This is a genomic window from Streptomyces cyslabdanicus, assembly GCF_052663305.1.
This window is the reverse complement of record NZ_JBQRUW010000012.1, coordinates 217,032-238,079: the sequence shown is the minus strand read 5'-3', so window position 1 is coordinate 238,079 and position 21,048 is coordinate 217,032. Positions and strand designations below refer to the sequence as shown.

Here is a 21,048-nt window from a genome sequence, read left to right as displayed (position 1 = left end):
GCCCCGTTCGCCCGGGTGCAATCGCGCCGGAGTGCACATCTCCCTAGCGTTTTGGTCAGCGAGGCGCATACACGGAACAAGCGGAAAAGGTCCGCTGCTGCTCCTCGGGGACCGGAGGACCCATCATGCGCGTAATAGGTGTTGTCTCGGCCGCACTACTGGGCGTCGGCGCCCTCACCTTCTGCGCGCCGGCCGCCGTCGCCAGCGGCGGGGACGGCGGCCGCTCCTACGGCGGCGGCGGCGGTAATGGTGGTGACAGCCGCTCCTACAGCAGCGGCGGAGGCGGTGACGAGGGCCGCTCCTACGGCGGCGGCGGTGGTGGTGACAGCCGCTCCTACAGCAGCGGCGGGGGCGACAGCCGCTCGTACAGCGGCAGCGGCAGCGGCCGCTCGGGCTACGGCGATGACGACGAGGGCCGCTTCGGCGGTCGCGGAGACGGCGGATCGGAGCACTTCCAGCACGGCGTCCGCGCCGGCGTGGGCGGGACCGGCGCCGGCTTCGACCTCAAGCAGATCGGCATGGGCACCGTGCTCATCGGCGGCTCGATCGGCACGGCGTACTACTTCTCCCGCCGACGCACCGGCGAGGAGAGCGCCGCCTGATCGCTCCTCCTCCCCTCGGGACAGGCCTACGCCCCGGACCTCTCCAGGTCCGGGGCGCCTTGCGGTGTACGCCGGGGGCAGGAAGAGATCCGGCCCCGCACACGGGAGCGGGGCCGGATCAGGGGGAGGAGCCGTCAGGAGCGCCTGCCGGACCGGCGCCGCATCCAGAGCACGCCGCCGCCGACGACGCCCGCCGCCATCAGCCCGCCGCCGATGGCCATGTCGGTCGGGGTGGCGCCGGTGGTGGTGCCACCGCCCACTCCGCCCTGGACAGCGCCGACGACGGTGAAGGCGCTGGGCTGGGTCATCCGCCGGCCGTCGCAGTCGACCGTGAGGTCGTAGGTCCCGGGACGGGCGTCGTCGCGGATCGTCACGACGCCTCTGGCGTGCTCACCGGCGCCGTCGTACGGCCGCAGCATCGCCTGGGAGAACACGTGGGACGACATGGTCCCGCCCTCGCGGCAGCCGTCGATCGTGACCACCAGCTGACCGCCGCGGGCGATCACGCCGGGCGAGGGCAGGATGCTGTGGACGCCGCCCGCGCCGTGGCCGGGCGCGCCGCCCAGACCGGCACCCGTACCGCCCCCGGGGAGGGCGCCCGATCCGGCGCCGGGAACCGCGCCCTCGCCGCCCTTGTCGCCGGTACCCCCCAGGCCGCCGACTCCGACACCCGGGCCCGCGCCCTCGCCGCCCTTGTCCAAGCCCCCCAGGCCACCGGGGCCGACAGGACCGACCAGGCCACCAGTGCCACCGGGACCGCCGAAGTTCCCACCGTAGTTCCCACCGTAGTTCCCACCAAAGTTCCCACCAAAGTTCCCACCGAAGTTCCCACCGAAGCCGCCGACGCCGCGGCCGCCGGGGAACTCGTCGAACCTGTCTCCCCGGCCCGGGCCGCGGAACTCACCGAACCCGCGGAACTCACCCAACCTGTCCCCCGGACGGGTGCGGAACTCGCCGAAGCCGCGGAACTCGCCGAACCGGTCGCCCCGGTCACCGCCGCGGAACTCGCCGAAACCACGGAACTCACCGAATCCGCCGACCTGTCCACGGCCCGACCCGATCCCCGGACCGAATCCGGGGCCGAACCCGAACCCCGGACCCACGCCCGTCCCCAACCCCGGACCCACCCCCGTCCCGAACCCGGAGCCGACTCCGGGGCCGACTCCGGGACCACCTCCCGGGCCGACGCCGACGCCCGGACCGCCTCCTGCACCGCCTCCCTGTCCCCCTCCCACGCCGCCGTCCCGTGTGATGACGGGGACTTCGCTGCCCTTCGCCCCGGCCGTCGGGGCGGCGAGCCCGACCGCGGCGACCGCCGCGGCCAGCACCACCAAGGGGGCCGAGGGGGCCAAGAGGGTACGAGTAGTACGCATGTGATCCTCCGTGGAAGGCGCCCCGGGGACCCGTACCCGGTCGATCGGTGACAAAGCACCTCCCGCCACCGACCCTCGGACGCGCTCCACGCGGGCGCATTTCGGGGCTGGTCCGTATCGGTGAGCCAATTCCTCGGGACCTTCACCCCATTGAATATCGGCGCAGGTCACGGACCGTCAGAAATGACTCTTACGGGCCGCCTCGGATGGCGCACGGAAAAAAGGCGCGCCACCCATTCGCTTGCGTCCCGTCGCCGGTTGCGCGCGCCGGACTTAGCGTTCTCGCATGCGCGACCGACGCGGCGACGGCCGGGTCGAGAGGGGATGCCGAATGCCTGCGAAAGAGCTGACCGGATTCATCGAGGAGGAGCGGGAGGTACCGAGGAAGCGCGCGCCGTGGGGCGTGATAGCGCTTGCGCTGCTGACCGGACTCGCCCTGATCCGCAACGGCTCGGGAGAGTTCGACGTCAGCCCGCCGCAGCCCGCGACGGCGGCCGCGCCGGACATCGCGCACACGCCGCTCCCCTCGGGCGCGGCCCTGCAACCTCTGTCGCGCTCGGTGCCGGACCGGATCAGGATCCCCGTGCTCCAGATCGACGCGCCGATCACGCCGGTCGGCGTGGACCCGGACGGCTGGGTCGCCGCGCCACCGCCGGCGGACCCGAATCTGGCCGGCTGGTTCAACGGCGCGGTCACGCCCGGGGAAAAGGGCACGTCGGTCGTCGACGGCCATGTGGACAACGCCGCGGGACCCGCGGTGTTCTACGGGCTCGGCGCCCTGCAGAAGGGAAATCGCATCGAAATCCACCGCCAGGACGGCAAGACGGCCGTGTTCGACGTGTACGGCGTCGAGGTGTTCGCGAAGAACAACTTCCCCGGCGACCGGGTGTACGGCTCGAAGGGCGCGCCGGAACTGCGGGTCATCACCTGCGGCGGTGGTTACACGAAACAGACCGGATACCAGGGGAACGTCGTCGTGTTCGCCCGCCTGGCCGGGGTCCGCTGAGCGGACCCCGCCCGGGCGGGCGCCGGGCCGGGGTCCGCTCAGGTGTACTCCCGGTGCGGCACGGCCCGCCGCGGGGCGTCGCCCGCGCGCGGCGCCCCGCGGCAGCGGTGCGCGGGGGCCCGCACGGCGTTGGGAACCGGGGATTCCGATAGCCTCGCACATGTGACGGAACAGCACGAGCAGCACGAGCGGCACGCGCACCGGTTCGAGCGGGGCACGGACGGGCCGAAGGTCATCGTCGTCGGCGTGGACGGCTCGGACTCCTCGATGCGGGCCGCCGCGTACGCGGCCGGTCTCGCCCGCCGGCAGGGCGCGCTGCTCGCCGTGGTGTACGTGCAGCCGGTGATGACGGCGGGGGCGGCGCTCGGTGCCCCGGTGGCGGAGACGACCGACGAGATCGCCGAGGACCTCGTGCAGTACATCCGGGAGTCCGCGGAGCGGCTGAAGGGGATATTCGAGGTCCGCTGGGAGTTCCACACCTTCCCCGGCGACCCGTACAACGGCCTGGTGACGGCCGCCGACGAGTTGCGGGCGGACGCGGTGGTGGTGGGCGCCTCGGAGCAGGCCGGCCACCGGATCATCGGCTCGGTCGCGATCCGCCTGGTGAAGGCGGGACGCTGGCCGGTGACCGTCGTTCCGTAGGGGCCGTTCCGCGCGCCGGGACACCGCGGCGGCGGCCGGGGGCCGCCGCCCGGTGCCGGCGTGACGTCTTCCGTACCAGCCGGTGCTGGGCCATCATGATCCGCCGTCAGCCGTTTGCCGTCTGCGAAGAGGTGAGACGTATGGCCGGGCTCCGGATGGGTGAGGGCATTCTCCGCCGTAAACCCATCGAACACATCGAGGAGACGGAAGCCACCGAGGGACCGCGTCTTCAGCGATCACTCGGGTTGTGGCAGCTGACCGCGATCGGTGTGGGCGGCATCATCGGGGCGGGCATCTTCACGCTCGCCGGCACGGTGGCCAACGGCACGGCGGGTCCCGCGGTGCTGGTGTCCTTCCTCGTCGCCGGTGTGGCCAGCGCGGCGGCTGCCCTGTCGTACGCCGAGTTCGCGAGCCTGATCCCGAAGGCGGGCTCGGCCTACACCTACGGCTACGCGGTGCTCGGCGAGTTCGCCGGCTGGTTCATCGGCTGGGACCTGCTCCTGGAGTACACGGCGATCGTGGCGGTGGTCGCGATCGGCATCTCAGGCTACTTCAGCTTCCTGGTCCAGGACATGGGCGCGCATCTGCCCGCCTGGATGCTGGGCGCGCCCGGCACCGGCGCCGGGCACCGGGTCGACCTGTTCGCGGCGATCCTGTGCCTGCTGATCGCCTGGCTGCTGAACCTCGGCATCCGCAGCGCGGCCCGCTTCGAGACCATCGTGGTGGTGCTGAAGGTGCTGGTCGTGCTGGTGGTGATCGGGGTGGGCGTGTTCCACGTCAACACCGCCCACTACCACCCGTTCTTCCCCTACGGCGTCGGCGGGGCGTTCACCGGTGCGGCGACGGTGTTCTTCGCGGTCTTCGGCTACGACGCGATGTCGACGGCGGCCGAGGAGTCCAAGGACGCGCAGCGGCACATGCCGAAGGCGATCATCTACTCCCTGGCGATCGCGATGGTGCTGTACGTGGCGGCGTGCCTGGTGCTGACCGGCATGCAGAACTACAAGGACATCAACAAGGAGAGCGGCTTCGCCACCGCGTTCAAGTCGGTGGGGCTGACCCGGCTGGCGGACGTGATCGCGGTGGGCGCGATCATCGGCATCCTGACGGTGATGTTCACGTTCATGTTGGGTGTGACCCGGGTGTGGTTCGCCATGTCCCGGGACGGGCTGCTGCCCAAGTGGTTCGCGAAGACGCACCCCACGCGGCACGTGCCGACGCGGGTGACGTGGATCGTCGGAGTGGCGTCGGCCGTCATCGCGGGGTTCCTGCCGATCGCGGAGGCGGCCGAACTGACCAACATCGGCATCCTGCTGGCGTTCGTGGTGGTGTGCACGGCGGTGATCGTGCTGCGCTACCGGCAGCCGGACCTGCCGCGCGGCTTCCGTACACCGTGGATGCCGTTCGTGCCGGCGCTGGGTGTGGTCTTCTCGCTGTGGCTGATCACGTTCCTGAAGTGGGAGACCTGGGTGCGGTTCGCCGTGTGGTTCCTGATCGGGTGCGTGATCTACTTCGGGTACTCGTACAAACGCTCGGAGCTGGCCGGGCGTTAGGCCCTGCCGGGGATCCGCACCGGGGGCGCGGGGGCGCTCAGCGAGCGGGCAGGGCGCGGAGGAAGTCCGCGACGATCGTGTTGAACTCCTCCGGCTTCTCCAGGTTGGCGTAGTGGGCGGTGCCCTCGATCGTCACGGAGCGGCCGTCGGGGACGGTGCGGGCGAGGCGTTCGGCCTCGGCGACGAGGTCGGGCGTTTCGAGGGCGCCGTTGACGGTGAGCACGGGGACGCCGATCTTCGGCACGCGGTCCCAGGTGCCGGTCAGGGGCACCCGCCAGTCCTTCTCGTCCGCGGTGTGCTTGGACAGGGTGTGCAGGGCCAGGTCGCGCAGCCGGCGCGGGATGTCCTGGTCCATGTCCTCCAGGGCGCGGTGCGGACCGGGCGCGAAGCTCAGGAAGGACGTGAGCCAGCCGTCGATGTCGCCGGAGCCCAGGGCGCGGGCCGACTCTGCCTGGATCCGCCGCGCCCAGAGGTCCGTGTACTCGAACTCGCTCGTCGCGGCGCCGCAGACGACCACCCCGCGGACCAGTTCCGGGTACTCGAGGATGGTGTCGGTGGCGATGACACCGCCCATCGAGACGCCGACGAGGACCGCCGGGCCGGCGTCGAGGTGGCGCAGCAGTGCGGCGAGGTCGTCGGCCCAGCGGAACGGCCTGGTCGCGTTGGCGGAGAAGCCGTGGCCGCGTGCGTCCGGGGCGATGACCCGGAACTCGGCGGCGAGCGCCGCGATCTGGGCGTCGAGGACGCGGTGGTCGACCCAGCCGGAGTGCAGCAGGACCACCGGGTCCCCGCTGCCGGTGTCGAGGTAGGCGAGGTCGCCGTCGGAGGACGGGAGGTAGCACGGATCCGCAGCAGCAGTCATGACAACCAGGGTGTCATTCCGATCGGAGTTTGGCAACCAAGGTGTCATGATGGGGCGATGAGCGACATCGAGACCGCCGTCGGCGACGGACCCGGCACCCCCCTCCCGCCGGACGAACTCGGCCACCGCCTCACCGAGGTGTTCGATCTGGTGGGCCCGCTGTACCGGCGGGTGCAGCGCAAGGTCGAGCAGGCTGAGGCCGTCGAAGGTCTGTCCGTCGGCGTACGGGCCGTGCTCGACCTGCTGCACAAGCACGGCCCGATGACCGTCCCGCAGATGGGACGCGCGCAGGCGATCAGCCGCCAGTTCGTGCAGCGCATGGTGAACGACGCGACGGCCCGCGACCTGGTGCGCAGCGTCCCGAACCCGGCGCACCAGCGCTCGTCGCTGATCCGGCTCACGGACGCGGGCCGGGCGGCGATCACCGCGGTGCTGGAGCGTGAGCACCTGCTGCTGCGCCGGGTCGGGGGCGATCTGACGGAGCCCGAGGTACGGGCGTGCCTGCGCGTGCTCGGGGAGATGCTCGACCTCTTCGAGCACGTCACCGTCGACTGACCGGCCTGACCGGCCTCACTCCCCCATGACGAGCCCGTCCTTCGCCGCGCCCCGGCTGAGCACCGCGGCGCTGATCCGGTCGCGCACGCCCCGGAGGTCGGCGCCCTGGGCGATGGCCTTGCCCACGTTCACCACCCGGCCGGCGTCGATGTCGAACACCTCGGGGACGAACTCGGCCCGGGACACCTCCCAGCGCCCGCCCGGCCGGGCGGGCGGGGAGAAGGTGAAGCGGGCGAGGGTGCTCTGGTGGGCGCGCGGGTTCTGCCGGCCGCGGTCGTCGGCCGGCTGGCCGGCGATCTGGTCGCCCAGGTCGTAGACCACCCAGGTGCCGTTGACCTTCTCGTAGGCCTGCGGGACATGGGCGTGGCTGCCGAGGATCAGGTCGATGTCGGGCCGGCCGCCGTCGCGTGAGGCGGTCAGCTTCCGGGCGAGGTCCAGTTGCTGTGCGTCGGGCGCGTCCTGCCACGCCCGGCCCCAGTTCAGGGAGACGACCACGACCTCGGCGCCCGCCTGGCGGGCGGCCCGGGCGTCCTCGACGATCCGCTTCTCGTCGATCACCCGGACGGCCCACGGCTGGTCGGGCGGGAGGGCGTCGTCCGTGCCGTAGGTGTAGGCGAGGTGGGCGACCACGGCGTGCCCGGCCTGGACGAGCGTGCCGCGCGCCTCGCTCTCGCCGCGCGCCGAACCGGCGTGGTGCAGCCCGGTCTGGTCGAGGGCGTCCAGGGTGCTCCGGACGCCCTCGGCGCCGTCGGCCAGGGCGCGTTCGGAGGCGGTGGCGCAGCTGTCGTACCCCGCCGCGGCAAGGGACGGCGCCAGTTCGGGCGGGGACTTGTAGCGGGGGGCGCCGGTGTAGGGCGGGCCGGCACCGAGGGCGGTGCTCAGGTGACACAGCGCCAGATCCGCCCGGGAGACGATGTCCTGGACACCCGCGAGCATCGGCCGGAAGTCGTGGCTCTGGCCGCCCGCGTCGAAGGCAGCCCGTTCGAGGACCGAGGCGTCCGGCAGGATGCCGCCGGAGGCGACGAGCGTGAAGGCGCCGGGCGCGGCCGCGGCTCTTGTCGCCGTCGGGGCCGCCCGTCCGGGCGGAGCGGGCTGCTGTTCCCGATGGTGGGCCTGGCAGGCGGCGGCCGCGGTGAGCAGGGCCGTCACGACCAGGGACACCTGCTGTCTGCGTGCGATCATCAGTTCACCCCATGGCGGTCGTATGGACAGACAAATGGGTACGAATCTGACGGCTTTCGCAAACGGTATCGGCCCTCCGTTAGCCCGTCCGTGTCCGACAAGGGGCCTGACGGACCGTTCGTCGTACCGTTCGTCGACGCGATCGACCGTCCGTCGCACAGCGGTGCGCGCTCCCTGTCCCCGTGCGACCCTCTGCGATGCGATACGGCCATGACGGCCGGAACCACCCTCCCGCACGGGACGACGACCGCCGAGCACGAGCTCGCCGCACTGCAGCGCGAGCACGGCCGACCGCTCTTCGCACTGCTGCTGCGCCTGTGCGACGGCGACCGCCAGCGCGCCGAGGACCTGCTCCAGGAGACGCTCGTGCGCGCCTGGCAGCACCCCGAGGCGCTGCGCGCCGACGCCTTCGACTCGGTGCGGCCGTGGCTGCTGACCGTGGCGCGCCGGCTCGCCATCGACGCGCGCCGCGCCCGGCAGGCCCGGCCGCCGGAGGTCGGGGACGCGGACCTGGAGAACGCGCGGGTCATCGCCGACCACGCCGAGCGGTCCGCCGCGATGCTCGACGTCCGGGAGGCTGTGAAGACACTCACTCCCGAGCACCGTGAAGTCCTGGTGCTGGTGTACTTCCGGGGGGCCAGTGTGGCGGAGGCCGCCCGGACCCTGGGGATTCCGCCCGGTACCGTGAAGTCCCGCGCGTACTACGCGCTGCGCGCCCTGCGCCGGATGCTTCCGGGATACGCGGCCGACCTGCGGTGAAACCGACTGCCCAGTCAAACCTCCGTAAAGCGCCTTGCCGTGGACCACCGTTGGGTAATCGGCTGTCCTCATCCGTGTTCCGACAGGGGGGCGGACCCCGGGACCCGGGGTCGGACGAGGAACGCGCACCGGAGGAAGGCGGGAAGGGATGCTGCACAGAGGTCACGAGAGCACGGACGGCCCGGGCGGCGGCGAACTGGCCGTCCCCATGGCCTGGTTGTACGCCGAGTACATCGCCGACGAGTTGCTGCGCACCGGCGATCTGATGCCGCCGACGTCGTTCGAGTTCCGCGCCGGGCGGGATGCGCTGGCGCTCACCATCTTCCTCTCCGACACCGGCGGTGAGCTGTCCCGCGTCCGGGTGGTCTCCCAACTGGAGACCTGGCTGTCGCTGACCGCGTACGACCAGCCGTGGCAGGACTGGGTGTGCGAGCGGATGGCCGGCCTGGCGGCCGAGGCGGACGCCGGCGGCGTGCCCTCGCCGGACCTGGCGCTGGCCGAGGCGGCCTGGCGCTGGCTGGAGGAGACCGAACTGCTCGCGCCCGACCTGGACGCGGTGCCGGGCGGTGCGGGCGTGGTCGGCGAGGACGAGGGACCGAAGGTGTGGACGCCCGCCTGGCAGCTCGGACTGCCCCTCGGGCATCTGGCCATCCACCTCTTCTAGGGTCTTCTCGTCCTCCGGGTCTTCTCGTCCTCCGGGCCTTCTCGTCCTCCGGGCCTTCTCGGATGCGCACCGAACCGCGGGACCGGACGCCCTGAAGGTCTTGATTACGATTCGGAACGTGGCTGAGTGATTCCGGTGCCGGGTGCGTACGGGTCGGAGCAAGGAGTAACCCCACCCGCACTCACAGGCACGAGGATTCGGCATGAGGTCCCTGGAACGGCATCGCGATGTCGGCGCGTACGCGCTCGGCATGCTGGACGAGGCGGACTCCTTCCGCTTCGAGGACCACCTCATGGAGTGCCCTCGCTGCGCGGCGCAGGTCACCGAGTTCGGGCCCACGGCGCGGCAGCTGATGCTGTACCGGCGGGCCACGCCGCGCTTCGTGCACCCCATGACCCGGCCCGGCCCCGCGCTGCTGGACCGTCTGGTCGGCGAGGTGGCGCGGCGGCGCCGGGCCGGACGGCGGCGTGTCCTGTACGGTCTGGCCGCCTCGGTGGTGCTCGCCGTGTGCGGACCCGCGGTCGCCGCCGTCGCCGGGCACCACGGCGGACCCGCCCGGTACACGGCGACCGACGCGGCCACGGGGGTGTGGGCCGAGGTCAGGGCCGCCGACCGCGACTGGGGCAGCGACGTGGAGGTGCGGGTCAGGGGCGGGGCGGGCCCCCGTTCCTGCCGGCTCGTCGTGGTCGCCCGCGACGGCTCGGAGCAGACCGTGACCACCTGGAGCGCCTCCCCCCAGGACGCGGGGACCAGCACGGTGGCGGGCGGCACGACCCTGCATCCCGGCCAGATCGCCCGCTTCGAGGTGCGCACCGCGGACGGACGGCCCCTGGTCACCCTCGACTCGCGTTGAGCCGTCCGGCGAGCCTCACTTGAGCAGCCGGGACAGCCGCCGGTCGGCCAGTGGTTTCCCGCCCGTCTGGCAGGTCGGGCAGTACTGGAGCGAGGAGTCGCTGAAGGACACCTCACGGATGGTGTCCCCGCACACCGGGCAGGGCTCGCCGGTCCGGCCGTGCACCCGCAGGCCGCCCTTCTTCTCCGCCTTCAGCCGTCCGGCCGCAAGGCCCCTGGAACGCGCGACCGCCTCCGTCAGGGTGGTGCGCAGCGCCTCGTAGAGGGCGCTCGTCTCCTGCGGTGTCAGGGAGGCGGCCAGTTTGAACGGGGACATCCCCGCCGCGTGCAGGATCTCGTCGCTGTAGGCGTTGCCGACCCCCGCGAGCAGGCTCTGGTCGCGCAGGGCGCCCTTGATCCGGCGCCGCTCCCCGGCGAGCAGCCGGGCGAACCGCTCCTCGTCGAAGTCGTCGGCCAGCGGGTCGGGGCCGAGGCGGGCCACACCGGGCACCTCCCGAGGATCCCCTACGACGTACACCGCGAGCCGCTTCTGGGTGCCGGCCTCGGTGAGGTCGAACCCCGCGCCGGTCTCCAGGGCGACGCGCAGGGCGAGCGGCCCCTTGCCCGGTCTGGGCGCGCCGTCGGGCAGCCGGTCCTTCCACTGGAGCCAGCCCGCGCGGGCCAGGTGGGTGACGAGGTGCGGGCCCCCGTCGGTACTCAGGTCCAGGAACTTGCCGTGCCGGTGCACCGCGGTGACCTCGCGGCCCTCCAGGGCGGTGACCGGCGGGTCGTACGTCTTCAGCACGCTGATCGCGACCGGCAGCACGCGCACGATCTCGTGGCCGACCAGGTGGTCGATGAGAAAGTCCTTGAGCGCTTCGACCTCGGGCAGTTCCGGCATGAGTCCAGAGTGCCACCGGAGCCCCGGGACGCCACGCCGCGCGCCGAACGCCCCGGCCCTCAGCTCTCCTCGGGCACCGCGAACTCGCACCACACGCACTTGCCGCCGCCGCGCGCCTCCACGCCCCACACGTCGGTGAGCCGGTCCACGAGCAGCAGTCCCCGGCCGGAGACGCCCTGCTCTCCCGGGTCGCGGCGGCGCGGCAGGGCGCTGGAGGAGTCCTCGACCTCGATCCGCAGCCGCCGGTCGGGGCCGCCGAGGACCCGCAGGGTGACGATCGCGGCGCCCTCGGTGTGCATCAGGGCGTTGGTGATCAGCTCGTCGGCCACGAGTTCGACCTCGTACGAGTCCTCCTGGATGCCCCAGTCCCGCAGCGCGGTGCGGATCATGTGCCGGGTCCGGGTCAGGGCTTCGGGGTCGCCGGGGGCCACGTACCGCTGGAGCCGGCCGACGGGCTGCCGCTCGGCCGGCACCTGGCGGCGCAGCACCAGCAGGGCCACGTCGTCGTCGCCGCCGCGCGCCTCGGCCATCGCGATCAGCCGGTCGGCGAGGTCTCCTACGTCGTCGGGTCCGGCGGCGACGGACCGCGCCAGGGCCCGTATGCCGTCGTCGAGGTCGGCGCCGGGCTCCTCCACCAGACCGTCGGTGCACAGCACCAGGCACTGCCCGGGGTCGAGTTCCATGGTGCCGACCGGGTAGTCCAGGCTGCCGAACTCGGCGGACAGACCGAGTGGCAGGCCCCCGTCGACGGCGATCCGGCGGCAGGTTCCGTCGTCGTGCCGGACCAGCGGGTCGATGTGCCCGGCCCGCACCAGCTGCACGACGCCGGTGGACAGGTCGGCCTCCGCGTACAGGCAGGTGGCGAAGCGGTCGGTGTCGAGTTCGTGCAGGAAGACCGAGGCGCGGGCCATCACGGTGGCCGGCGCGTGGCCCTCTGCGGCGTAGGCGCGCAGCACGATGCGCAGCTGGCCCATGACGGCGGCGGCGTGCGTGTCGTGGCCCTGGACGTCGCCGATGACGGCGCCGATCCGGCCGCCGGGCAGCGGGATCAGGTCGTACCAGTCGCCGCCGATGTCCCGGCCCAGGGAGCCGCCCGCGTAGCCGGAGCGGTAGCGGACGGCGACGTCGGCGCCGGGCACGCTGGGGATGGTGCGCGGCAGCATGGCCTGCTGCAGGCCCTGGGCGAGGTCCTTCTCCTGCTCGTAGAGCATGGCCCGCTGGAGGCTCTGCGCGATGCTGCTGCCGAGGGCGATCAGGACGTTGCGCTCCTCCAGGGTGAAGCCCCGGCGGTCGCTGTAGAGCAGGCCCATGCCGCCGATCGGGCGGGCCTGGGCGATCAGCGGCAGATAGGCCGCCGCGGTGATGTCAAGACCCGTGATGTGCGGCCACAGGATGGGGTAGCGCTCGGCGAACTCCTCCGGGGACTCGATGAAGCAGGGGCTGAGGGTGCGCACGGCCTCGCTCATCGGGTAGGGATCGTCGATCCGGGTGACGCTGGTGCCCGGCACGGAGGAGCCGTCGGGACCTTCGGCGACGAGGCGGATGCGGCCGGCCTCGACCAGGCCGAGGACCAGGCTCTTGGAGCCGAGGAGGGCCAGTCCGTGGGAGTCCTTCACGACGTCGATGACGTCCTGCACGGTGCGCGCGTGGGCGAGGGCGGCGGTGGCGGCCTCCACGACGTTGGTCTGCCTGCGCCGGGCCACGGCCTGGGCGGCCCGCTCCCGGCGCGCGGCGATGTCGCCGAGTTCCTCGGAGGCGTCCCGGAGGATCCCGATGATCCTGCGCGGCCGGCCCGCCTCGTCGCGCTGGATGTAGCCCTGGACGTGGGCCCAGCGCAGACCGCCGTCGCGGCGGCGCAGGCGGACGTAGGTGCCGTAGTTCTGGCGGCCCTCCTTCATCGTCCGGGCCACCAGCGCGTCCAGGCGCTCGCGCTCGGACCGCAGCAGCCGCTCGCCCACGGTCTGCGGACGGCCGTCGTTCTCCTCGGGGGTGAGGTCGAAGATCCGGTGGGCCTGGGCGTCCATGTGCACGAGCCCGGCGTCCAGGTCCCAGTCGAAGGTGCCCATGCCGTTGAGCGCCAGGATGGGATCCGGGTGGGCGGGCCAGTCCTCCGGGAGTGACAGGGCGGGCGCTCCCTGTTCAGCCATGGGGACACCTTGCCAGGGATTGGCTGATTCTTCGAGCCGGGGGTGGGGTAACCGGGGCCCGTGACGTTGCGGGAGGACGAGAGGACAGGAGCGCTCGATCGTGGGGTGGTTCACCGCATCCGAGTACTGGCTGAGCCGGCTGGTCTTCCAGCGGGCGCTGGCCGCGGTGTATCTGGTCGCGTTCCTGACGGCGGCCCTCCAGTTCCGCGCGCTGCTCGGCGAACGGGGCATGCTGCCGATCCCCCGCTTCCTCGAGCGGGTGCCGTTCACCCGGGCGCCGAGCCTGTTCCACCTGCGCTACTCCGACCGGCTCTTCGCGGCGGTCGCCTGGACCGGGTGCGCGGTGTCGGCGGCGCTGGTCGCGGGCGTGGACTCGCTGGTGCCGTTGTGGGCGGCGATGCTGCTGTGGCTCGTCCCCTGGGCGCTGTACCTGTCGATCGTCAACGTGGGGCAGACCTGGTACGGCTTCGGGTGGGAGTCGCTGCTGCTGGAGATCGGGTTCCTCGCGGTCTTCCTCGGCAACGACGAGGTGGCCCCGCCCGTGGTGGTGCTGTTCCTGCTGCGCTGGATCCTCTTCCGCGTCGAGTTCGGCGCCGGGCTGATCAAGCTGCGCGGCGACGCGTGCTGGCGGAAGCTGACCTGTCTGCACTACCACCACGAGACGCAGCCGATGCCGGGCCCGCTGAGCTGGTTCTTCCACCATCTGCCCGGGCCCCTGCACAAGGCGGAGGTGGCCGCCAACCACGTCACGCAGCTGCTCGTGCCGTTCCTGCTGTTCACCCCGCAGCCGATCGCCACGGTCGCCGCCTCGCTGATGATCGTCACCCAGCTGTGGCTGGTGCTGTCCGGGAACTTCGCCTGGCTGAACTGGCTCACGATCGTGCTGGCGCTGTCGGCGGTCCGCTTCCCGGGGAGCGCGCCGCCCGGGACCACCGCGCCGCTGTGGTACGAGGTCGTGGTCCTGGCCGTGGCCGCGCTGGTGGTCCTCCTCAGCTACCACCCGGTGGTGAACATGGTCTCCCACCGGCAGGTCATGAACCGCTCCTTCGACCCGCTGCACCTGGTCAACACCTACGGCGCGTTCGGCAGCGTCAGCCGCGTCCGCTACGAGGTGGTCGTGGAGGGCACGCTGGACGAGGTGCCGCACGAGGACGCGGACTGGCGGGAGTACGAGTTCCGGGGCAAGCCCGGTGCTCCGCGGCACTGGCCGCGCCAGTTCGCGCCCTACCATCTGCGCCTGGACTGGATGATGTGGTTCGCCGCGCTGTCCCCGGCCTACGCGGACGTCTGGTTCGGCGCGATGGTGGAGCGGCTCCTGGAGAACGACCGCCACACGCTCCGGCTGCTGCGCCACTCCCCCTTCCCTCCGGACGATCCCCCGCGCTACGTCCGCGCCCGGCTCTTCCGCTACCGCTACACCACCTGGCGGCAGCTGCGGGCGACCGGCGCCTGCTGGGACCGCACCTATGTACGGGAGTTCCTGCCACCGATCCGGCTGGCCACCGACACCCGGGAGCCTTGAGAGCCGCGCGCGTGAGGGGGAGGAGCCGACGGTCACGGCGTCCCTTCTCCCGGCGGTTCCCGCGGGGGCAGCAGTCCGGTGGCTTCCAGTTCCTGCCAGAAGGCGGCGGGCACCGAAGCGGCGAACTGCTCGGCGCAGTCGCGCACTTCGCCGGCCGAGCGGGTGCCCACCAGGACCGAGGCCACGGCCGGGTGGTCGGCGCAGAACCGCAGGGCGGCGCCCCGCAGGGTGAGGCCGTACCGGTCGGCCACCGCCTTCATGCGCTGGGCGCGGTCCACCAGCTCCGGTGGCGCACTGGCGTAGTTGTACGTGGCTCCGGGCCTGGGGTCCGCCAGCAGACCCGAGTTGAAGGCGCCGCCGATGACGACGGACACGCCCCGCTCGACGGCCGCGGGCAGCAGCTCCGTACGGGCGCGCTGGTCGAGCAGGGTGTACCGGCCGGCGCACAGCACCACGTCCACGTCCGTGTCGCGGACGAAGCGGGTCAGCATCTCCGCCTGGTTCATGCCCGCCCCGATGGCCCCGACCACGCCCTGGGCGCGCAGGTCCTCCAGCGCCGGATAGCCCTCACGGAAGGCCTGCTCGGCGTGGTCGTCGGGGTCGTGGAGGTAGACGACGTCGACGCGGTCCAGGCCGAGCCGTTCGAGACTGGCCTCCAGACCGCGCCGCACCCCGTCCGCGCTGAAGTCCCACGCCCGTCGGTGGGTGGCGGGCACGGCGAAACCGTGGGCGAGATCGCTGCCGCCCGCGTCCGCGGGCTCCAGCAGGCGGCCCACCTTCGTGGAGACCGTGTACGCCGACCGCGGGAGGCCGCGCAGGGCCGCGCCGAGGCGGCGTTCGGACAGGCCGAGGCCGTAGTGCGGGGCGGTGTCGAAGTAGCGGATGCCCTGTTCCCAGGCGGCGGCCACGGCCGCTCGTGCCTGCTCCTCGTCCACCTCGGTGTAGAGGTTGCCGAGGGCGGCGGCACCGAAGCCGAGGGCGCTGACCTCGACCCCGCTCCCGCCCAGCGTCCTCACCGGGCCTCCGGGCACGGCAGCGGGCCCCGCGTGCCGTGGGCGGGCAAACGGGTGTCGTAGGGGTCGACCGCGGTGATGCGGGCGGGTGTCGGGGACACGGAGGGCCTTTCGGTCGGTGGTGGGGGAACGCTCGCGGTCGGCGCGGGGTTCCGGTCGTGCTCAGGGACCGGGGGCCGGCAGCGGTGGTTCCGGGCTGTGGGTCCGGGACTCGGACCATGCGCGCAGTTCGTCGGCGCCGACCTCCTCGATCACCGCCCGCAGGGTCTGCCGGGCCGCGGCGTCGCGTTCCGGCTCGGGCAGGAGCAGGTACCGGTCGACGGCCCGGCGCAGGGTCTCCCGTGCCTGCGCGGTGAGCACCCAGCGGGAGCCGGGGTCGAACAGCTGGCGCATGCCGGTGAAGAACACGGCACCGCCCGCGATCATCGCGGTCAGCCAGGCCGGCGCGTGCAGACCGGCGGCGACGACCGTCACACAGGTGGTGGCGAGGGCGCCCAGCTCCGTGCCGCGGTGCAGCCGCCTGGCCCGTTCGCAGGACCGGATGTAGAACGTCAACTCCCGGTCGGCCAGGGCCAGCAGGGGATCCGGTTGAGCGGCCCAGGAGTGGTCGGGCACCGTTCTTCGTGTCATCGCCACATCATCGTGGCCCCGCACCCCACCGGGAAGGGGCGGTGCGGCGCGATCCCGCCGCGCCGCCCCCGGTCCTGGGTCAGTGACCCCTCGGGTGACGGCCGGCCGGTCAGGTCCTCACGACGTGGCAGAGCCCGTCTGCTCCCCGTCGCCCGGTGTCCTCGCGTCGGTGTCCGGCCGCGGCGTGTTCGGGCCCCGCAGTTCGGGCAGGCCGCCGCTCTGCCCGGGGCGGGCACCGCCGGGGTTCCGGTCGCCGTGGCCGTTCAGGTTCTGCCGGACCGAGTCCAGGATCGTCAGCCCCTGGGCGACCAGGCCGGCCGCGATCTCGCCGAGCCCGTCGGCGCCGTTCAGGACGTTGACGTTGGCCCCGGAGAGGCCTCCCGCCGCCTCCTTCACGATCAGCGGCAGCTGGTCGATCAGCATCCGGTCCAGGGCGACACGGTCGTACGACGCCGCGGCCTCGGCCTGGACCTTCATCCGCTGCGCCTCCGCGGCGGCGAGGACCCTGACCCGCTCGGCCTCGGCCTCGGCGGGCTTCACGATCTCGGCCACCAGCTCCTGCTGGCGCAGCCTGGCCTGCCGCTGGGCCAGCTCCGTCTGGGCGTCGAGCACCTCCTGCCGGGCGTGCGCCTGGGCCAGCGGGCCGGCCTGGGCCGCCTGCGCCTGGGCCCGGTCCACCTCGGCCGAGTACTCCGCCTTCACCACGGCGGTCTGCCGGGCGTACTCGGCCTGCTTGCGCGCCGCCTCCTGCTCCGCCTGGGCGGCGGCCTGGTTGGCCTGGGCCTGCGCGATCTGGGCCTGCCGCCGGATGGCCGCCTTGTGCGGCGCGGACATCGCGTCGATGTAGCCGGTGTCCCCGTCGTCGATCGACTGGATCTGCAGCGAGTCCACGATCAGGCCGATCTTCGCCATCTCGGTCTTCGAGGTGTCCAGCACCTCGGCGGCGAGCTTCTGCCGTTCGGTGACGATCTCCTCGACCGTCATCGAGCCGATGATGGCCCGCAGGTGACCGGCGAAGATCCGGCCGGTCAGGACCGACATCTGGTCCTGGTCGGAGAGGAACCGCTGGCCCGCGTTGATGATGCTCTCGGTGTCGTTGCCGACCTTGAAGGCGATGACGGCGCGCACGTGCAGCGCGATGCCCTGCTTGGTGACGCAGGTCTCGACGACCTCGGACTCGCACATGGACAGGGTGAGGAAGCGGACCTTGCGGAAGACGGGGAGCACGAACTTGCCGTGTCCCGTCACCACCCGGAACGGTGCGCCCCCCAGTCCCCGCCTGCCTCCGGAGATCAGCATCGCCTCGTCGGGGGCCGGAACGCGGTAACCGAACATGGTCTTGTTCTCCTTAGCCCGGGCCCGTCCGGTTGATCTGACTCAGCCGGATCAACCGGATCAGCCAGACCAACCGGATCAGTCCAGATCGACAGAATCGTCCCGCAATCTCTCCAGGGGGTCGCCCCACGCGATGACGTCGACCTCACGGCATCCGCGTGACTCGACCACGAGCACCGTCGCACCGATCGGCAGCGGCTCCTGCGACCAGGCGAGGAAGGTCTCGGAACCGCCTCTGACCCGTACCAGGATCTCGCCCGGACCGGCGGTGCCGCGCGTTCCGACGAGAAGCTCCCCCGTGCAGCCGATCACGGCCTCGTCCTGTGCCATCGCCGACCGGTTCCCCTCGTATTTTCCCCTCGTACGCGTCCTCTGCCTTCGACCTTAGACCCACTCGAACCGGCCGCATACGCCGCTGCACCGGCCTTTGCGCGACGGTCACCCTCTCGACGCGGCACCGGCCGCCGGGCACAGTGCTCCCTACGTACTCGCTGCGTACTCGCGAGTACAGAACCGCCCGTCCCCTGTCCGAGGAGCGCCCGTGACCAACTGGGCCGGCCGCAGTGCCGCCGAGATCGCCGCCGCCGTCAGCGAGGGACGGGCCACGCCCCGCGAGGTGGTGGCCGAGCACCTCGCCCGGATCGAGCGGCTCGACGGCCGCGTCGGCGCCTTCCGCACCGTCCGCGCCGAGGCGGCGCTGGCGGAGGCCGACGAGGTGGCGGCCCGCGGCGCCCTGGCCGGACTGCCGCTGGCGGGAGTACCGGTGGCCGTCAAGGACAACCTGGCGGTGCGGGGCGAGTCCGGCCGCGCGGGGTCGGCCGCGACCCCGGACACCCTGGCCGCGGACGACCATGTCACGGTGGCCCGGCTGCGGGCGGCGGGCGCGGTGGTCGTCGGGCTGACGAACGTGCCCGAGCTGTGCGTCTTCGGCACCACGGAGGGCGTCCACGGCATCACCCGCAACCCCTGGGCCACCACCCGGAACGCGGGCGGTTCCTCGGGCGGCAGCGCGGCGGCGGTCGCCGCCGGCATGGTCCCGATCGCCCTCGGCAACGACGGCATGGGCTCGCTGCGCATCCCGGCCGCCAACTGCGGCCTGGTCACGGTCAAGCCGGGGCACGGGGTGGTGCCCGCCGGGATCGGTGAGGGCGACTGGTTCGGCATGGCCGAGAACGGGCCGCTCGCCACGACCGTCGAGGACGCGCGGCTGATGCTCTCCGTACTGGCCGGCACCGAGCCCGTACGCCGTCGGGAGGCGGCCCCGCGCGCGATCGCCGTCTCCGTGCGCAGCCCGCTCGCCGGGGTGAACGTGAGCAGGCCCTACGCCGCCGCCACCAGGGACGCGGCACGGCTGCTGGCGGGGGCCGGCCACCGGGTCCGCCGGGCCGAGCCGCCGTATCCGATGTCGCTGGGCGTGACGGCTCTGCGGCACTGGACGGCGGGCACGGCCGTGGACGCGGCGGGCCTGGACCCGCGGCGGCTGGCCCGGCGCACCCGGGTGCACGCCGCCGTGGGACGGCGGTTCCTGAAGGGGGTGCGCGCGGACACGCGCCGGGAGGCGCTGCGGCGGCGGTTGGAGCCGCTCTTCGCCGAGTACGACGTGCTGCTCACGCCCGCGCTGGCCCGCCGCTCCCCGCAGGCCGGGCCCTGGCACGAGCGGGGCTGGCTGCGCAACGTGCTGGTCGACACCGGCTACTCGCCGATGACCCCGCCGTGGAACCTGACCGGTTGGCCCGCGATGGCGGTGCCGTTCGGCACGCTGCCCTCGGGCGCCCCGTGCGCGGTTCAACTGGTGGGACGTCCGGGCTCGGAGGCGGATCTGCTGGACCTGGCGGAGCTGATCGAGCGGCTGCGCCCGTGGCCCCGGACGGCGGACCTGCCCCTCAGAGGGCCCGGTACATGATGTGCAGGCCGACCAGGCCGTGCCGGGGGTGCTCGTAGGCCTCCGGCACGGTGCCGAGGATCCGGAAGCCGAGCGAGGTCCACAGCCCGACGGCTGGGTTGGTCTCGACGACGGCGTTGAACACCATCGCCCGGTAGCCGGCGGCCGTCGCGGCCTCGAGGACGTGCTCGGCCAGGGCGCGGCCGACGCCGCGGCCGGACTGGTCGGGGTCGACCATGAAGCCCGCGTTGGCGACGCGGGCGGCGGGACCACCGTAGTTGGGGGTGATGTAGGCGGAGCCGAGGACCGCCCCGGTGTCGTCCTCGGCGACGTACACGCGTTTGGCGGGGCCCATCCACAGGGCGCGGGCCTCCTGCTCGGCGGTGTCCGGGTCCCAGGCGTAGGTCTCGGCGGCGGCGACGATCCGGTGCCAGAAGGGCCAGATCCGCGGCCAGTCCTCGGCCGTGGCTTCTCTGATCTGCATGGGCGTGAGTCTGGCACGCCCATGCGGTCGGCGATCGCGACGGGTTCTGGCCGGGTCAGTCCACGCTGGGCAGGATGTGCGGCTCGGCCAGGTCGTCCTCGTACCCCGCCAGGCGGATCGGGGCCGAGCGGGCCCACACGTCGAGGCTGCCCAGGTCTGCGGGCCGTCGGCCCGCGCGCTCCGTGCGTTCGTCGGGTCGCTGCTCGCGATTCGTCTTCTCCGGTGTCACCGCGCACTCCTTATGTGTCGGTCACCCTCGGGGCATGCGGCCGGTCGGCACCGCGCCGCCCGAAGCCCGCTCGGGTCTGGTCATGGCATCTCGGACGCGGTGGCGTCGGCAACTGAGGTGCGAGCAGGCCGTGGTGCACCGGCTTGCCCCGGGACGGACCATGGGTGTGGATGGAACCCGTAGTCGCTGTCCGTCCACCCCAGATTAACCAAATGAGCGGCCCCCCGCTCGATGGGGCTGCAAAAAGCAGGTAACTATCTGACGTCACGCGTGTTGATTGGACCACTTACAGGCCGATTTGTCGCATCATGTGCCGAGCCGGATTCACCCCTGAGGGCTACCCGGCGCACTCGTGGGACAGTTCAGGTTCCGTTGGCCGCGCCGCAAGCTCGCCATGTTCTGCTGACCCACCACGACGGCTTTCTCGCGGGAGGACCGACGCATGGAGCTGCGCAGCGCCGAGGAGCTGATGGACCTGCTGTACGCCTGCCCGCCCGACACCCGCACCCACGCGCTGCGCACCGCCGCCCTGCTGCGCCGGCGCCATCCGGCCGACAAGGAACTCCAGGTGGCGGGCCTCGTGCACGGCATCGGCCGCCTCCTGCGGCCGGGCAGCGGGGCCGGTGCGGCCGACCGGGCGGCGGGCGCGGTGCGCGCGCTGCTCGGCGAGCGCGTCTCCCGCCTCGTACGGAGGCACGCCGCGCCCGCCGACGGCCGCCTGTCCGAGGAGGACGCGCTGTCGCTGCGCCAGGCGGCCGAGGAGGCCCGCACCACCGGTTTCGACGCGGGCGTCCTGGAGGACTGGCGCACGGTCCTGGAGCTGGTCGCGGCGGGCAACTTCCAGCTGCGGACCGTGGATTGACACAACGGGCACGA

At 72.8% G+C, this 21,048-nt stretch carries 22 protein-coding genes; 11 read left to right on the top strand and 11 right to left on the bottom strand.

The features are described 5' to 3' along the window. The first annotated feature begins 125 nt into the window (after window positions 1-125). Complete coding sequence (locus ACTYVM_RS09590; RefSeq protein WP_445525467.1) at window positions 126-602, top strand: hypothetical protein; 477 nt, start codon at window positions 126-128, stop codon at window positions 600-602. Window positions 603-736: 134 nt separating this feature from the next. Here the strand turns inward: ACTYVM_RS09590 and ACTYVM_RS09585 are convergent, their stop codons facing one another. Then, complete coding sequence (locus tag ACTYVM_RS09585; protein ID WP_445525466.1) at window positions 737-1,975, bottom strand: hypothetical protein; 1,239 nt, start codon at window positions 1,973-1,975, stop codon at window positions 737-739. A gap of 331 nt (window positions 1,976-2,306) precedes the next feature. Between ACTYVM_RS09585 and ACTYVM_RS09580 the strand changes: the two genes are divergently transcribed. From ACTYVM_RS09580 to ACTYVM_RS09570, 3 genes are all read left to right on the top strand, one after another. Then, window positions 2,307-2,981, top strand: coding sequence for a class F sortase (locus tag ACTYVM_RS09580; protein ID WP_445525465.1), 675 nt, complete (start codon window positions 2,307-2,309; stop codon window positions 2,979-2,981). 162 nt (window positions 2,982-3,143) lie between these two features. Next, a complete protein-coding gene (locus ACTYVM_RS09575) occupies window positions 3,144-3,623 on the top strand; it encodes a universal stress protein (RefSeq protein WP_400028225.1) in 480 nt (159 codons plus the stop codon). 140 nt (window positions 3,624-3,763) lie between these two features. After that, entirely contained in the window at window positions 3,764-5,176 is a 1,413-nt protein-coding gene (locus tag ACTYVM_RS09570) for an amino acid permease (RefSeq protein WP_445525464.1), read from the top strand. A 37-nt stretch (window positions 5,177-5,213) separates the two neighbouring features. On the opposite strand, the gene ACTYVM_RS09565 is transcribed toward ACTYVM_RS09570, so the two are convergent. After that, window positions 5,214-6,038, bottom strand: coding sequence for an alpha/beta fold hydrolase (locus ACTYVM_RS09565; protein WP_445525463.1), 825 nt, complete (start codon window positions 6,036-6,038; stop codon window positions 5,214-5,216). 57 nt (window positions 6,039-6,095) lie between these two features. On the opposite strand from ACTYVM_RS09565, the gene ACTYVM_RS09560 reads away from it, so the two are divergent. Beyond that, window positions 6,096-6,593 carry a MarR family winged helix-turn-helix transcriptional regulator gene (locus ACTYVM_RS09560; protein WP_445525462.1) on the top strand — a complete coding sequence of 166 codons (498 nt, stop codon included), beginning with the start codon at window positions 6,096-6,098 and terminating at the stop codon, window positions 6,591-6,593. Window positions 6,594-6,608: 15 nt separating this feature from the next. On the opposite strand, the gene ACTYVM_RS09555 is transcribed toward ACTYVM_RS09560, so the two are convergent. Beyond that, on the bottom strand, window positions 6,609-7,775 hold the full coding sequence (locus tag ACTYVM_RS09555; protein ID WP_445525461.1) for a CapA family protein: 1,167 nt from the start codon (window positions 7,773-7,775) through the stop codon (window positions 6,609-6,611). A gap of 210 nt (window positions 7,776-7,985) precedes the next feature. Here ACTYVM_RS09555 and ACTYVM_RS09550 point away from each other — a divergent pair, with 210 nt between their 5' ends. The 3 genes from ACTYVM_RS09550 (at window position 7,986) to ACTYVM_RS09540 (ending at window position 10,051) form a co-directional block, all read left to right on the top strand. Beyond that, complete coding sequence (locus ACTYVM_RS09550) at window positions 7,986-8,534, top strand: sigma-70 family RNA polymerase sigma factor (protein ID WP_445525460.1); 549 nt, start codon at window positions 7,986-7,988, stop codon at window positions 8,532-8,534. Window positions 8,535-8,682: 148 nt separating this feature from the next. Next, entirely contained in the window at window positions 8,683-9,198 is a 516-nt protein-coding gene (locus tag ACTYVM_RS09545; protein ID WP_445525459.1) for a hypothetical protein, read from the top strand. Window positions 9,199-9,400: 202 nt separating this feature from the next. After that, entirely contained in the window at window positions 9,401-10,051 is a 651-nt protein-coding gene (locus ACTYVM_RS09540; RefSeq protein WP_445525458.1) for a zf-HC2 domain-containing protein, read from the top strand. A gap of 15 nt (window positions 10,052-10,066) precedes the next feature. Here the strand turns inward: ACTYVM_RS09540 and ACTYVM_RS09535 are convergent, their stop codons facing one another. Then, entirely contained in the window at window positions 10,067-10,930 is an 864-nt protein-coding gene (locus tag ACTYVM_RS09535; RefSeq protein WP_445525457.1) for an Fpg/Nei family DNA glycosylase, read from the bottom strand. Between the two features lie 59 nt (window positions 10,931-10,989). Then, complete coding sequence (locus ACTYVM_RS09530; RefSeq protein WP_445525456.1) at window positions 10,990-13,077, bottom strand: SpoIIE family protein phosphatase; 2,088 nt, start codon at window positions 13,075-13,077, stop codon at window positions 10,990-10,992. Between the two features lie 100 nt (window positions 13,078-13,177). On the opposite strand from ACTYVM_RS09530, the gene ACTYVM_RS09525 reads away from it, so the two are divergent. Then, complete coding sequence (locus ACTYVM_RS09525; RefSeq protein ID WP_445525455.1) at window positions 13,178-14,599, top strand: lipase maturation factor family protein; 1,422 nt, start codon at window positions 13,178-13,180, stop codon at window positions 14,597-14,599. 32 nt (window positions 14,600-14,631) lie between these two features. On the opposite strand, the gene ACTYVM_RS09520 is transcribed toward ACTYVM_RS09525, so the two are convergent. From ACTYVM_RS09520 to ACTYVM_RS09505, 4 genes are all read right to left on the bottom strand, one after another. Further along, on the bottom strand, window positions 14,632-15,615 hold the full coding sequence (locus ACTYVM_RS09520; protein ID WP_445525454.1) for an aldo/keto reductase: 984 nt from the start codon (window positions 15,613-15,615) through the stop codon (window positions 14,632-14,634). 159 nt (window positions 15,616-15,774) lie between these two features. Then, window positions 15,775-16,242: a DUF4231 domain-containing protein gene (locus ACTYVM_RS09515; protein WP_445525453.1), complete on the bottom strand. Its 468-nt coding sequence runs from the start codon at window positions 16,240-16,242 to the stop codon at window positions 15,775-15,777. A 117-nt stretch (window positions 16,243-16,359) separates the two neighbouring features. Beyond that, window positions 16,360-17,577, bottom strand: a complete 1,218-nt coding sequence (locus tag ACTYVM_RS09510; protein WP_445525452.1) for an SPFH domain-containing protein — start codon at window positions 17,575-17,577, stop codon at window positions 16,360-16,362. A gap of 78 nt (window positions 17,578-17,655) precedes the next feature. Continuing rightward, a complete protein-coding gene (locus tag ACTYVM_RS09505; RefSeq protein WP_400028180.1) occupies window positions 17,656-17,907 on the bottom strand; it encodes an NfeD C-terminal domain-containing protein in 252 nt (83 codons plus the stop codon). A gap of 211 nt (window positions 17,908-18,118) precedes the next feature. Between ACTYVM_RS09505 and ACTYVM_RS09500 the strand changes: the two genes are divergently transcribed. Next, window positions 18,119-19,480 (top strand): amidase, encoded by a 1,362-nt coding sequence (locus ACTYVM_RS09500; RefSeq protein WP_445525451.1) that lies wholly within the window; start codon window positions 18,119-18,121, stop codon window positions 19,478-19,480. Here the strand turns inward: ACTYVM_RS09500 and ACTYVM_RS09495 are convergent. Both ACTYVM_RS09495 and ACTYVM_RS09490 read right to left on the bottom strand, forming a co-directional pair. After that, on the bottom strand, window positions 19,461-19,943 hold the full coding sequence (locus ACTYVM_RS09495; RefSeq protein WP_445525450.1) for a GNAT family N-acetyltransferase: 483 nt from the start codon (window positions 19,941-19,943) through the stop codon (window positions 19,461-19,463). The two genes, ACTYVM_RS09500 and ACTYVM_RS09495, sit on opposite strands and share 20 nt — an antisense overlap. Window positions 19,944-19,998: 55 nt before the next feature. After that, on the bottom strand, window positions 19,999-20,172 hold the full coding sequence (locus ACTYVM_RS09490) for a hypothetical protein (protein ID WP_400028174.1): 174 nt from the start codon (window positions 20,170-20,172) through the stop codon (window positions 19,999-20,001). 442 nt (window positions 20,173-20,614) lie between these two features. On the opposite strand from ACTYVM_RS09490, the gene ACTYVM_RS09485 reads away from it, so the two are divergent. Continuing rightward, window positions 20,615-21,034, top strand: coding sequence for a hypothetical protein (locus ACTYVM_RS09485; RefSeq protein WP_445525449.1), 420 nt, complete (start codon window positions 20,615-20,617; stop codon window positions 21,032-21,034). The last annotated feature ends 14 nt before the right edge of the window (window positions 21,035-21,048 follow it).

What these genes read in the sequence shown, in the direction of transcription:
- ACTYVM_RS09590 (WP_445525467.1), top strand. Translation starts at nt 126, where the DNA reads ATGCGCGTAATAGGTGTTGTCTCGGCCGCACTACTGGGCGTCGGCGCC.
- ACTYVM_RS09585 (WP_445525466.1), bottom strand. Translation starts at nt 1,975, where the DNA reads ATGCGTACTACTCGTACCCTCTTGGCCCCCTCGGCCCCCTTGGTGGTG.
- ACTYVM_RS09580 (WP_445525465.1), top strand. Translation starts at nt 2,307, where the DNA reads ATGCCTGCGAAAGAGCTGACCGGATTCATCGAGGAGGAGCGGGAGGTA.
- ACTYVM_RS09570 (WP_445525464.1), top strand. Translation starts at nt 3,764, where the DNA reads ATGGCCGGGCTCCGGATGGGTGAGGGCATTCTCCGCCGTAAACCCATC.
- ACTYVM_RS09565 (WP_445525463.1), bottom strand. Translation starts at nt 6,038, where the DNA reads ATGACTGCTGCTGCGGATCCGTGCTACCTCCCGTCCTCCGACGGCGAC.
- ACTYVM_RS09560 (WP_445525462.1), top strand. Translation starts at nt 6,096, where the DNA reads ATGAGCGACATCGAGACCGCCGTCGGCGACGGACCCGGCACCCCCCTC.
- ACTYVM_RS09555 (WP_445525461.1), bottom strand. Translation starts at nt 7,775, where the DNA reads ATGATCGCACGCAGACAGCAGGTGTCCCTGGTCGTGACGGCCCTGCTC.
- ACTYVM_RS09550 (WP_445525460.1), top strand. Translation starts at nt 7,986, where the DNA reads ATGACGGCCGGAACCACCCTCCCGCACGGGACGACGACCGCCGAGCAC.
- ACTYVM_RS09545 (WP_445525459.1), top strand. Translation starts at nt 8,683, where the DNA reads ATGCTGCACAGAGGTCACGAGAGCACGGACGGCCCGGGCGGCGGCGAA.
- ACTYVM_RS09540 (WP_445525458.1), top strand. Translation starts at nt 9,401, where the DNA reads ATGAGGTCCCTGGAACGGCATCGCGATGTCGGCGCGTACGCGCTCGGC.
- ACTYVM_RS09535 (WP_445525457.1), bottom strand. Translation starts at nt 10,930, where the DNA reads ATGCCGGAACTGCCCGAGGTCGAAGCGCTCAAGGACTTTCTCATCGAC.
- ACTYVM_RS09530 (WP_445525456.1), bottom strand. Translation starts at nt 13,077, where the DNA reads ATGGCTGAACAGGGAGCGCCCGCCCTGTCACTCCCGGAGGACTGGCCC.
- ACTYVM_RS09515 (WP_445525453.1), bottom strand. Translation starts at nt 16,242, where the DNA reads ATGACACGAAGAACGGTGCCCGACCACTCCTGGGCCGCTCAACCGGAT.
- ACTYVM_RS09510 (WP_445525452.1), bottom strand. Translation starts at nt 17,577, where the DNA reads ATGTTCGGTTACCGCGTTCCGGCCCCCGACGAGGCGATGCTGATCTCC.
- ACTYVM_RS09505 (WP_400028180.1), bottom strand. Translation starts at nt 17,907, where the DNA reads ATGGCACAGGACGAGGCCGTGATCGGCTGCACGGGGGAGCTTCTCGTC.
- ACTYVM_RS09495 (WP_445525450.1), bottom strand. Translation starts at nt 19,943, where the DNA reads ATGCAGATCAGAGAAGCCACGGCCGAGGACTGGCCGCGGATCTGGCCC.
- ACTYVM_RS09485 (WP_445525449.1), top strand. Translation starts at nt 20,615, where the DNA reads ATGGAGCTGCGCAGCGCCGAGGAGCTGATGGACCTGCTGTACGCCTGC.